The sequence below is a fragment of the Streptomyces mesophilus genome, from assembly GCF_011044995.1.
GTDB lineage: Bacteria > Actinomycetota > Actinomycetes > Streptomycetales > Streptomycetaceae > Streptomyces > Streptomyces mesophilus.
The window spans coordinates 1-11724 of sequence record NZ_JAAKZW010000245.1; the positions used below are offsets into that span (position 1 = coordinate 1).

The 11724-nt window shown below is 71.3% G+C and carries 12 protein-coding genes; 6 read left to right on the forward strand and 6 right to left on the reverse strand.

Annotated features, from left to right (window positions below; all coding sequences use genetic code 11):
- The first annotated feature begins 172 nt into the window (after window positions 1-172).
- The 4 genes from G6045_RS34570 (at window position 173) to G6045_RS34585 (ending at window position 2620) form a co-directional block, all read left to right on the forward strand.
- Complete coding sequence (locus tag G6045_RS34570) at window positions 173-1123, forward strand: AraC family transcriptional regulator (RefSeq protein ID WP_165336160.1); 951 nt, start codon at window positions 173-175, stop codon at window positions 1121-1123.
- Window positions 1063-1833 carry an AzlC family ABC transporter permease gene (locus G6045_RS34575; protein ID WP_165336161.1) on the forward strand — a complete coding sequence of 257 codons (771 nt, stop codon included), beginning with the start codon at window positions 1063-1065 and terminating at the stop codon, window positions 1831-1833. Before G6045_RS34570 ends, G6045_RS34575 begins: the two co-directional genes overlap by 61 nt.
- On the forward strand, window positions 1830-2138 hold the full coding sequence (locus G6045_RS34580) for an AzlD domain-containing protein (protein WP_165336162.1): 309 nt from the start codon (window positions 1830-1832) through the stop codon (window positions 2136-2138). Before G6045_RS34575 ends, G6045_RS34580 begins: the two co-directional genes overlap by 4 nt.
- 146 nt (window positions 2139-2284) lie before the next feature.
- On the forward strand, window positions 2285-2620 hold the full coding sequence (locus G6045_RS34585; protein WP_235968503.1) for a hypothetical protein: 336 nt from the start codon (window positions 2285-2287) through the stop codon (window positions 2618-2620).
- Window positions 2621-2656: 36 nt separating this feature from the next.
- Here the strand turns inward: G6045_RS34585 and G6045_RS34590 are convergent, their stop codons facing one another.
- On the reverse strand, window positions 2657-3649 hold the full coding sequence (locus G6045_RS34590; RefSeq protein WP_206344571.1) for a hypothetical protein: 993 nt from the start codon (window positions 3647-3649) through the stop codon (window positions 2657-2659).
- A gap of 80 nt (window positions 3650-3729) precedes the next feature.
- On the opposite strand from G6045_RS34590, the gene G6045_RS34595 reads away from it, so the two are divergent.
- On the forward strand, window positions 3730-3924 hold the full coding sequence (locus G6045_RS34595; RefSeq protein WP_165336163.1) for a DUF3046 domain-containing protein: 195 nt from the start codon (window positions 3730-3732) through the stop codon (window positions 3922-3924).
- A 208-nt stretch (window positions 3925-4132) separates the two neighbouring features.
- A complete protein-coding gene (locus G6045_RS34600) occupies window positions 4133-5359 on the forward strand; it encodes an AI-2E family transporter (protein ID WP_328708007.1) in 1227 nt (408 codons plus the stop codon).
- Between the two features lie 15 nt (window positions 5360-5374).
- On the opposite strand, the gene G6045_RS34605 is transcribed toward G6045_RS34600, so the two are convergent.
- The 5 genes from G6045_RS34605 to G6045_RS34625 all read right to left on the reverse strand — a co-directional run bounded on the left by G6045_RS34605 (window position 5375) and on the right by G6045_RS34625 (window position 11666).
- Window positions 5375-7516, reverse strand: a complete 2142-nt coding sequence (locus tag G6045_RS34605; RefSeq protein ID WP_165336164.1) for an MMPL family transporter — start codon at window positions 7514-7516, stop codon at window positions 5375-5377.
- A gap of 45 nt (window positions 7517-7561) precedes the next feature.
- Window positions 7562-8335, reverse strand: coding sequence for a cytochrome d ubiquinol oxidase subunit II (locus G6045_RS34610; protein WP_165336165.1), 774 nt, complete (start codon window positions 8333-8335; stop codon window positions 7562-7564).
- Window positions 8336-8353: 18 nt separating this feature from the next.
- Entirely contained in the window at window positions 8354-9625 is a 1272-nt protein-coding gene (locus G6045_RS34615) for a cytochrome ubiquinol oxidase subunit I (protein WP_165336166.1), read from the reverse strand.
- A 113-nt stretch (window positions 9626-9738) separates the two neighbouring features.
- A complete protein-coding gene (locus G6045_RS34620) occupies window positions 9739-10446 on the reverse strand; it encodes a response regulator (protein WP_165336167.1) in 708 nt (235 codons plus the stop codon).
- Window positions 10443-11666 (reverse strand): sensor histidine kinase, encoded by a 1224-nt coding sequence (locus G6045_RS34625; protein ID WP_165336168.1) that lies wholly within the window; start codon window positions 11664-11666, stop codon window positions 10443-10445. Before G6045_RS34625 ends, G6045_RS34620 begins: the two co-directional genes overlap by 4 nt.
- Between the last annotated feature and the right edge of the window lie 58 nt (window positions 11667-11724).

Genomic DNA, 11724 nt, shown 5'->3' on the forward strand with positions numbered 1-11724 from the left:
GCTGCGGCCGGATTCCCCTACCCGCCCCTTCCCGAAATCAGGGCTTCGCCCCGGACCCCCCACGCGGCGGAGCCGCACAATGTCACAGCCGAACTTCGTTCGGATCTGCTCAAACGCCGCAGGGGCTGGATGCGCCCCCAACGCCGAGGGGCTGGAATGTGAGACTTGGGGTATGGCGACAGGGGAATGGGCCCGGTTCTGGCAGCACGAGGAGTTGCCCGGGGTCGACCTGCTCCAGGCTCGCTACGTGCGGCATACCTTCGCCCGGCACAGCCACGAGGGGTACGTGGTCGCGGCCGTCAGCGGTGGGGTCGAGGATCTGCTCATGCCCGACGGGTCCACCGTGCACTGCGCGCCCGGGAACGTCATTCTGATCAACCCGGAAGTGCCCCACTCCGCCCGGGCCGGCGTGCCCGAGGGATGGGCGTATTCGACGCTCTATCCGTCCGTCGAGGTCGTCGCGAGGATCGCCGAGGAGACCACCGGACTGCGCGGCACCCCCGGATTCGCCGAGGTGGACGTGCCCGATGCGGAAGGCGCGCATCTCATACGGGAGGTGCACCGCGCCGCCGAGGAGGGCAACGCGCTCGCCGCGGACACGGTCCTGAAGGTCCTTGTCGCGCGGATGCTGCGGCGGCACGGGAGCGCGCTGCCGGCCCGTGGCCGGCTGGCGGCGGGGACGCGTAACGCGGTGCGGGCGCGGGCCGTGCTCGAGGAGCGGATGGCCGAGCCGCCCACTCTGGAGGCGCTGGCCGTGGAGCTCGGGACCAGCCCCTTCGCGCTGCTGCGGGCCTTCAAGCAGCAGTACGGGATGCCGCCGCACAGCTGGCTCACCAATGCGCGGGTACGCCGGGCCCGCGAGCTCCTTGACGCGGGTACGGCGCCGGCCGAGGCCGCCGCGGCCGTCGGGTTCACGGACCAGCCGCACCTCAACCGGCACTTCAGCCGGATCGTGGGGGTGCCGCCGGGGGCGTACCAGCGAGGACGCGGTCGCCCGGGAGCGGCGCCCGCCCGCAAGAACGTACAAGACCGGAGCGAAACCCTCCACGTACCTTCGGACGCGTGGCAGAACAACAGACACCCGCACCTATACGTGCCGAAGGAACAGCCCCGGACCCGCTGACGGCTCTCGGCAAGACCGACTCCGCCGTCGTACGCGACGCGCTCGGCGTCGGGTTCGCCGTCGGGCTCTCCGGCTTCGCCTTCGGCGTCACCTCCGCGAGCAACGGGCTCAGCCTCCTGCAGACCTGCGCGCTCAGCCTGCTCGTCTTCACCGGCGCCTCGCAGTTCGCGCTTGTCGGGGCCCTGGCGGGCGGCGGCAACCCCGTGACGGCCGCGGCGGGCGCCTTCTTCCTCGGCGTACGCAATGCGTTCTACGGGCTGCGGCTTTCGCAGCTGCTTGAACTTCCGCGCTGGGTGCGTCCGTTCGCGGCGCAGTGGGTGATCGACGAGACGACCGCCGTGACGCTGGCGCAGCCCACGCGGCGGGCGCGCCGGATCGGCTTCGTGGTCACCGGGCTCAGCCTGTACGTGCTGTGGAACCTCACCACGCTGCTCGGCGCGCTCGGCGCGGAGGCGATCGGGGACACCGCCGCCTGGGGCCTGGATGCCGCCGGGCCCGCGACCTTCCTTGCGCTGCTCGCGCCCATGCTGCGCTCGACGACCGAGCGGGCCGTCGCGGCCCTCGCCGTGGTCCTGATGCTCGGCCTCGTGCCCGTACTGCCGAACGGGGTGCCCGTGCTCGTGGCCGCCCTCGCCGCGCCCCTCGTCCTCTTCGTGCAGGGCCGCAGGGCGTCCGCCGGCACGAACTCCCGGGAAGGAACGGACCGTTGAACATCTGGATCGCGATCGCGGTGACCGCGGTCGGCTGCTACGCCGTCAAGCTGCTCGGACTGCTCGTCCCCGTGGGCGTACTGGAAAAGCCGCTGGTGAAACGGATGGCGGCGCTGCTTCCTGTGGCGCTGCTCGCCGCGCTCACCGCGCAGCAGACCTTCGCCGAAGGCCAGAACCTGATCCTGGACGCCAAGGCGGCGGGCCTGCTCGCGGCGGCGGTGGCTTTCGTGCTCCGCGCACCGTTTCTGCTGATCATCGGCGCCGCGGTGGTGGTGACGGCGGGGGTGCGGGCGCTTGGGGGCTGAGCCGGTGGAGGTCACGATCCAGTGGATCCGGACGACGTGGACCAAGGAGTCCCGCGGCGGCGAGGCGGCGGCGGCGCAGGAACGCCGCCCCCGTCGGCTTCGCCCTGCCCGACGACGACGCGGCGTCCCGCGCGCATGTGATCCGTATGCATGAGCGTGACGGCTTCTCGCCGTCCGAGCGCCGTGAGGCCCTGAGCGAGGTCGCCGTGCAGCTCCGTGAAGTCGGCGGCCGGCTCAGGGTGTTCCCCCTGGTGCATCCTCTGCACGCGCTGCCGCCCCGACGCCGCCGGCCGCCGGCCGTGCGGCTCGACCCAGGTCAGTGGGTGCGCTGGCAGCTCAACTACCGTTTCAGCAGTGCGCTGGGCATCCGGGGCTGGACGTACTGGATGGACACGTTCAACATCGCCTACGGCCCGGTGGAGGACGAGGTGTTCCTGTCCCGGCCCGCTCTGTATATCGACGAGCGTGGGCCGCTCCGGTAGGTCCGGCGCCGCATTCGGACGCGCACCGGCCCCTGCTCAGTCCAGCCCCCGCCCATGCGCCCGCAGCGTGCGTAGTGCCTCGATGGTGACGATCGGGCGCCATTCCAGGGCTGTGCCCGGTGCCCACTGTTTCCAGTGGACCGGCCAGCCGCCGTCCTCCTCCTGTTCGCCGGCGAGGTGGTCGAGTGAGAGTTGCATCTCCTCGTCGGTGAACCAGGAGCGGGCCATCGAGGTCGGGACCCGGGCGTAGTCGTGCGGGTAGTGGTGCTCGCCGGGTGCGTACCCGGCGGCCACCGGGTAGGAGTCGCGGCGGCGCGGGTCCAGGACGGCGAGGCGCTGCTCGCGTACGAGCCGGCCCAGACGGTCCGCGGCGGCCTGGGCGCGCGAGCGGTCGGGAGCGCCGTCCAGGAACGCGACGGCCGCGTGGATCTCGTACGGATGCGACTTGTCCAACGCCTCGACCGCGGCCCAGCAGTAGTCGGTCGCGCGGAACAGCCACGCGTGCCACACCTGATTGCGGTGCAGCAGACCCACCACCGGTCCGGTGGCGAGCAGATCGCTCGGCGGGTTGTCGATGACGGGGACGAACGGGGCGTACGGATAGCCGCGTTGGCTCGGATGGATCGCGGGCAGCGCGCCCTCCGGGGTCGAGACCTCGGAGAGATAGCGGCACACCCGCTCGACGCGCTGACCGCCGCAGCGGCCGATCGCGTCCAGGACGCGCAGCGCGTGGGCGGTGTGCAGGGGCTGGCTCACGGGGCCGCGCAGATCGGGCTCCAGAGCGTGGCCGTAGCCGTCGTCGTCGGTGCGGTAGGCGGCGAGGGCGGCCTCGACCGGCTCGGCGGCGGCGCCCAGGAAGTGGTACGCGAAGCGGCGCTGTTCGAGGACGCGGGCCGTGAGCCAGATGAACTGCTCGGCACGGGCGAGCACCGAGCGGTGCTGTGACGGTTCTGCTGGGGAACGCTCCGCGGGGGACTGCCCCGCGGAGGCGGAGCCCGGGGACTGCCCCGGGGCTACGGATTCGGCCATGCACGGCACCGTAGGCCGGAAAGCGCTCCCCGCAAGGGCTTCGGCGCAAGGCCCACCCGCACGGGCTGGATACTGGAGTCATGCGGTTGACGGTCTTCTGGGAGCGGATGGCGGAGCACTTCGGTGCGGGGTACGCCGAGACGTTCGCGCGCGATCATGTGATGTCCGAGCTCGGAGGGCGCACGGTGCATCAGGCGCTGGACGCGGGCTGGGAGGCCAAGGACGTGTGGCGGGCCGTGTGCTCGGCGATGGGGGTACCGGCCGAGTCGCGGTGAGCGGGTCCGGACCGCCGTGACGTGAGCGGGTGCGAATCGCTCTGAGGTGAGCGGGTCCGGACCGCCGTCAACGGTGACGGCCGCGGCCCGAATGTGACGCGGGCGTCAGCCGTCCGTCCGTACGAACCGGGTGCACTTAAGCGAGACTGACCCCGTGGCAGCCACCGAACACACCGCAGCAGCGCAGAACTCCGGACCGCCCACGACCGTGCCGCCCGAGGCGCCGTCGGGGCGGCAGCAGCGCATGCCGCGGTGGCTGCCGCGTGCGATGGTGCTCGCGCTCGCCCTCATCGCCTGCTTCCAGCTGGGCAGTTGGGCCTTCCACCAGCTGACCGGGCTGCTGATCAACATCCTGATCGCGTTCTTCCTCGCGCTGGCCGTCGAGCCCGCGGTGAGCCGGATGGCGCACCACGGGATGCGCCGCGGCGCGGCCACCGGGCTCGTGTTCCTCGGGGTGATCGTCGTGGGCGCGGGGTTCATCACCCTGCTCGGCTCGATGCTCGCCGGCCAGATCGTCGACATGGTCGAGGACTTCCCGAAGTACCTCGACTCGGTGATCAGCTGGATCAACACCACCTTCCACACCGAGTTGTCCCGGGTCGAGATCCAGGACAGCCTCGTGCACTCGGACTGGCTGCAGAAGTACGTGCAGAACAGCGCCTCGGGTGTCCTCGACGTATCCGCGCAGGTGCTCGGCGGGCTGTTCCGGATCCTGACGATCCTGCTGTTCTCGTTCTACTTCGCCGCCGACGGGCCCCGGCTCCGTCGCGCCCTGTGCTCGGTGCTGCCGCCCGCCAAGCAGGCCGAGGTGCTCCGTGCCTGGGAGATCGCCGTCGACAAGACCGGCGGCTATCTGTACTCGCGCGGTCTGATGGCGCTGATCTCCGGCGTCGCGCACTACATCCTGTTCGTCTTCCTCGACATCCCGTACGCCCCCGCGCTCGCCGTGTGGGTCGGCGTCATCTCGCAGTTCATCCCCACCATCGGTACGTATCTGGCGGGCGCCCTGCCGATGCTGATCGCGTTCACCGTGGACCCCTGGTACGCGCTGTGGGTGCTGATCTTCGTGGTCGTCTACCAGCAGTTCGAGAACTATCTGCTGCAGCCCAAGCTCACCGCCAAGACGGTCGACATCCACCCGGCGGTCGCGTTCGGCTCTGTCGTCGCGGGCACCGCGCTGCTCGGCGCGGTCGGCGCGCTGATCGCCATTCCGGCGGTCGCGACGATGCAGGCCTTCCTCGGTGCGTACGTGAAGCGGTACGACGTGACCGACGACCCGCGCGTGCACGGCCACCGGCGCCGTGGCGGACCGCCGCTCGCCCGGCTGCGCAAGGCGCTGCGCGGCGAGCCGACGGGGACGCCCGTGGACCAGGCCGCCGCGGAGACCCAGGACGGGCAGGGCCCGGCCGCCGGGACATCCGACGACCGGGCCTGACCTCAGCAGGACCGCTCAGTGCCGCTCCAGCTCCACCCGCGGCAGCACCCTGCGCAGCCACGCAGGCAGCCACCACGCCCGCGTGCCGAGCAGCTGCATCACGGCCGGCACGATCAGGCAGCGGATCACCACGGCGTCGAGCAGGATCGCCACCGCGAGCCCGAGTCCGAACTGCTGCAGCATCCGGTCGGGGCTCAGCATGAACGCCGCGAACACGACGATCATGATGGCCGCGGCCGCCGTGATCACCTTGCCGGTCGCGGCCAGGCCCTCCCGTACGGCCGCCTGCGGATCCTTCGTACGCTCCCATTCCTCGTGGATACGGGAGAGCAGGAAGACCTCGTAGTCCATCGACAGACCGAAGACGATCGCGAAGATCATCACCGGGATGAAGGCCTCGATCGGGCCGGGCTCGACCCCGAACCAGCCGTGCTGGAAGACCAGCGTGATCGCGCCGAGCGCGGCACCGATGCTGACCAGGTTGAGCAAGGCTGCCTTGACCGGGATCAGGACGCTGCGGAAGACGATCAGGAGCAGCAGCGCGGAGAGCCCGACCACGATCGCGACGAAGAGCGGCATCCGGTCCGACACCGTGGCCGCGAAGTCCTCGGTCGCGGCGGTCGCGCCGCCCACCAACAGGCGCGCCCCGGTCTCGTCCGCCAGCGGCGGCAGTACGTCGCCGCGCAGCCGGTCCACGAGCTGGGAGGTCGCCTCGGCCTGCGGGGCGGACTCGGGGAAGACCATCAGCGTGCCGACCGCGCCGTCCTTCGACGGGATGGGGCCGCTGACGGCGGCGACACCGGGGGTGTCGGCGAGCGCGGCACGGACCGGCTCGACGTCCGCGGCGCCTTCGGCGACCACGAACAGCGGCCCGTTGAAGCCCGGTCCGAAGCCGTCGGCGAGCAGGTCGTACGCCTGACGGCTGGACGTCGTCGTGGCGTCGTTGCCCGCGTCCGCGAAGCCCAGGCGCATATCGGCGGCCGGCGCGGCGAGCGCGCCGAGCGCGACCACGGAGACGAGGAGCGCGACCCACGGACGGCGCTGGACACCGCTCGCCCAGCGCCGCCAGCCGGCGCCCTCGACGCGCTTCGCCTTCGCCGCGCGCTTGGTCACCTGACGCTGGATACGACGCCCGAACACCCCGAGCAGGGCGGGCAGCAGCGTCAGCGAGGCCGCCATCGTCACCAGGACGGTGAGCGCGACCGCGAGCGCCACACCCTGCAGCGAGCCGAGGCCGAGCGCGACCAGACCCATCAGCGCGATGATCACGGTGCAGCCCGCGAAGAACACGGTCCGCCCCGCGGCGTCCAGGGCGGAGCGCGTGGCCTGCTCGGGTTCGGCGCCGCGCAGGAGTTCGGAGCGGTAGCGGGAGAAGATCAGCAGCGCGTAGTCGATCCCGACGCCGAGGCCGACCAGCATCATGATCGGCGGCGTGAAGTCGGCGACGTTCGCGATGTGCGAGGCGAGGGCGATGAGACCGATCGACGAACCCACCGCGAACAATGCGGCCACCACCGGCAGACTCGCCGCGACGAGCGACCCGAACAGGAACACCAGGATCACCAGGGCTCCGAGGATCCCGGCACCTTCGGCCGCACCGCCCCCGGCCTCCTCGGCGCCACGTGCCGCGTCCCCGCCGACCGCGGCCTGGAGCCCGTCCCCGTCAAGGGACTTGGCGGCGTCGATGATCGCGCGGACATGCTCCTTCGGTACGTTCTCGGCGGAGCCGTCGAGGGTGACGGTCGCGTAGCCGACGGTGCCGTCGCGCGAGATCGCCGACTTCTCCGCGTACGGACTGATCACGCCGGTCACGCTGGGCAGGCCCTTGACCTCGGCGAGGACGTCCTCGACGCGGTCGCGTACGGCGGCATCCCGTATGTCGTCCTTGTCGGAGGACTTGACCACGATCTGCACGGACGCGTCGGCCTGCGCGGCGCCGTGCTTCTCGAGGACGCTCTGTGCGGCCTGCGAATCGGTGCCGGGCAGCGAGAAGTCGTTGTGGTACGCGCTGCCGACCGCCGAGGACACCCCCGTGATCCCCGCGACGAGGACGACCCAGAGGATCAGCGCCCGCCAGCGGTGGCGGTGCGAGAAGGCGGCGATCCGCTCGAAGACGCTCGACCGGGCCGTGGGCCTGGTGAGTTGGTCGGTGGACATCGGCTACTCCGATACGTAGGACGGAAAAGGAAGAGGTCAGCGGGGTCAGAGGTACGAGGGGCGTGTCACGCGGGCGCGGAACGTGCGCCACATCCACGCCTGTACGGCCACCAGGAGCGGTGTCACCACGAGCAGCGCGGGCACGAGCGCGTCCACGGACGAGCCGGCCGACGCGGTGAGCGGCAGACCGAGCCCGGCGAGCAGGGGCAGCGCCGCCATCAGGGCGGCGGTCAGCGCGAACGACTGCCAGGGGCGGGTGGCCCGCCCGACCAGCACCCGCGCGCGGGCGTACGGGTCGCCGGTCAGCCTGAGGACCGCGAAGCCGAGCCCGTGCACGGCGAAGAGCGCGGCGACCGCCATGGCGGTGATGACCGCGACCGGTCCGCTCGCGGGCGCGTGCAGCGAGCCGCTGAACAGACCGGCGAGCAGCCAGCCCCAGGAGAGGGCCACGGTCCAACTGCCGCCTGTGACCGCCGTATCGCAGCTCAGACGCCAGACGCGTCCGCCCGCTCGGCCGCGCAGCCACAGGCCCATGTCGCGCACGATCCAGCCGGTGAGCAGCGCGACGACCACCGTGAACTGGCCGCTCAGCAGCTCCCCTTCCAGTTCGGGGAAGCAGCCGATGAGCAGGCCCGCGGTGGCCACCAGCCACACCTCGTTGCCCAGGAAGAAGGGCGCGAACGAGGTGATGACGAGGCGGCGTTCGCGGTCCGTGCGGCCCAGGTACGGGGTGAGCATGCCGGTGCCGATGTCCGCGCCTCCGAGCACGAAGTAGCCGGCGGCGAAGAAGCCGAGCAGGGCGATGGCGAGGGTTTCCATGGCGGATCTCCAGGGCTCCTAGTAGCGCGCGGGGGTCAGGGCGTCGGCGGGGTCGTCGGCCTCGCGTTCGTCCCGGCCGAGGTCCGTGTCGACGGGGCCGAGGCGCGCGTGGCGCACGATCAGCCAGAAGTTGAGGGCGGCGAGCAGCGCGAAGAGCGAGGTGAAGACGATCAGGGAGAGCCGCATCGACCCGGGTGAGACCGGCGAGACGGCGTCCTCGGTCTTCAACAGGCCGTACACGACCCAGGGTTGGCGGCCCACCTCGCGGAACACCCAGCCGCTGATCATCGCGAGATACGGCAGCGGTACGGCGGCCATCAGGACCACGTGCCAGAGCCGGAAGCGGAAGACGACCTTGCGGAAGGCGGCGAGGACCACGCCGGCGAGGCAGAGGTACATCATCAGCGCGAACGCGAGCAGCATCAGGATTCCGGCCGCGCGGGTGAGCGCCTCGGAGGGCACATAGTCACCGGGTCCGAAACGCTCCGCCATCTCGGCCTGCAACGTGGCCATCTCGGCGGTGTTCGCGCTGAACACCGCCTCCTTCATCGGCTGCATCCCCACGAACTGCAGCCCGCCGAAGGCGGCCGTCACGAACAGGGCCGGCAGCGAGAGGAACACCCCGATCCGCAGGCTCTTGCCGAAGAACTCCCACTCGGCCGAGCGCTTGAAGAGGTGATACGCGGAGACGCCCGCCATGAAGAACCCGGCTGTGAGCAGCGCGCCGCCCAGGACGTGTCCGAAGGAGAGCAGGGCGCTGGGGTTGGTGAAGACCTCGACGGTGCTCTCGGTGACCAGGCGGCCGTTCTCCTCGCGGTGGCCGACCGGGTTGTTGAGGAAGCCGTTGGCGACCAGGATCCAGTACGCCGAGGCGTACGCGGTGAGCGTGACGCCCCAGATCAGCGCCAGGTGCACCCACTTGTCGAAGCGGTGCCAGCCGAAGATCCACAGGCCGAGGAACGTGGACTCGACGAAGAAGGCGATCACCGTCTCCATCGCCAGCGACGAACCGAAGACATCGCCCGCCTGATGCGTGAGCCCGCTCCAGCTCAGGCCGAACTGGAACTCCATGACCAGGCCGGTGACGATCCCTACCGCGTAGTTGATCACGTACAGCTGGCCCCAGAAGCGGACCATGCGCGGGTACAGCGGCTTCTCGGTGAGGGTCGCGGCCGTCTGCAGACAGGCCACCACCGTCGCGAGGCCCAGGGTGAGCGCGACGAAGAGGAAGTGGCCGCCCGCCGTGAGGGCGAACTGCAGCCGGGCGAGATCGAGGGTTTCCGGGTTCACGCCCTCAGCGTCGGCGTACGGCTATGGGCGCGGCGTCGGCCGCTGGTGGACAGTGGGCGTACATCCCGGGTTGTGGGGCGCCCCGCTCACGTACCACCAAAGTTGCGAGCCGGTCAGGCCAGCCACCCCGGCGTGATCATCCCCGACTCGTACGCGAGGATCACCAGCTGCGCCCGGTCGCGGACGTCGAGTTTGGTCATGATCCGGCTGACGTGGGTCTTGGCGGTCGCGGGGGACAGGACCAGGCGCTGCGCGATCTCGTCGTTGGAGAGCCCCGCGCCGACCAGGCCCATGACCTCCCGCTCGCGCTCGGTGAGCGCATTGAGCCGCGGGCTCGGGTCGGGCTGCTTGGAGCGGCCCGCGAACTCCGCGATCAGGCGCCGCGTCACGGCCGGCGCGATCAGGGCGTCGCCGCGCGCCACCACCCGTACGCCGTGCAGGAGTTCCATCGGCTCGGTGTCCTTCACCAGGAAGCCCGATGCGCCCGCGCGCAGCGCGCCGTACACGTAGTCGTCCATGTCGAAGGTCGTCAGGATCACCACCCGTACGCCTTCGAGCGCCGGGTCGGCGGTGATCCGCGCGGTCGCCTCCAGTCCGTCGAGTACGGGCATACGGATGTCCATGAGGACGACGTCCGGGCGCAGTTGGCGGGCGAGCGCGCAGGCCTGCTCGCCGTCCGAGGCCTCGCCGACCACCTCGATGTCGTCCTCGTCGTCCAGCATCGAGCGGAAGCCCGCGCGCACCAGCGTCTGGTCGTCGGCGAGCAGGACGCGGATGGGGTCGGGTGGACGGACCGATGCTTGGATCGGTGCCTGGTTCATTGCGCCCCCTGGGCCGTATCGGATGTCGTGAACGGCAGCCGGGCCGTGACCCGGAAGCCGTCCGCCGTGTTCTCGGTGGTCAGTTCGCCGCCGAAGGCCTTGGCCCGCTCGGCCATCCCGCGGATCCCGCTGCCCGGGCCGATCCCGTCGGGCGCGCCCAGGCCATCGTCCTCGACGCGCAGTCGCAGGTCGTCCGCACCGTAGTCGAGTGTGATCGTGGCGGCGCTCGCCCGCGCATGGCGGGTCACATTGGTCAGCGACTCCTGCACGATCCGGTACGCGGCCAGGTCGAGGGGAGGCGGCAGTTCACGGGCGGCGCCTTGCGTGGCGATGCGTACGTCGAGTCCGGCGCTCCTTGCCCGCTCGGCGAGTTCGGGCAGCCGGGCGAGTCCCGACGCGGGCGCGGTGGGAGCGGCCTCGCCCGCCTCGCGCAGCATGCCGAGGGTGGAACGCAGCTCGCGCAGGGCGTCCTTGCTGGTGGACTTCACGGCCTCCAGGGCCTCTTCGGCACCGGCGAGCGCGACGGCGGGATCGGCCGCGGTGCGCTTCTTGCCCAGCTTGTGCAGCGCGGCACTCGACTGCACGTTGATCAGCGAGATGCTGTGCCCGAGGACGTCATGCACCTCACGGGCGATCCGCAGCCGCTCCTCGGTCGCGCTCTGCTGCGCCCGAGCCTCCTGCTCGCGCTCGGCGGCGCGGGCGCGGGCGCGTACCTCTTCGAGATAGGCGGCGCGGGTGCGCTGGGCGCGGGCGAGCACCAGGATGCTGAGCAGCCAGCCCGCCAGCATCATGAACGACGCGTCGTCGACCTCCCGGCGGCCCGGTGCCTGGCGCATCTCCCCGTACACGATCATCAGCATGACGCCGATGCCCAGCGCGACGGCGGCGGCGAACCTGCCCTCGGCGGCGGCCGTGTACAGGGCGACCACGAAGGTGACCATCACCAGGCCGTCGTAGACGCTGAGCGGGTAGTAGACGACACAGACGGCCAGCGTGACCAGGGCGACGGCGACGGGCCAGCGGCGGCGGAAGTAGAGCGCGCCGCAGCCGACCGCGATCAGCGCCCAGCCGAGGGTCGCCTGCCCGAACGTCTCGCTCTTGCCGCGCATCGACCACAACGTCCCGCCGACCACCACCACGGTGACGGCGAGCACCACGGCGATGTCCTTACCGCGCTCCGAGAGGCGCTCGGTGAGCGGGGTGGTCGGGGGGAGTGCCATGGTCCGAGGATATTCGCGCTGCTTCGGGGTGCTGCGCGGGGCGCTCGGGGAGCGGGCG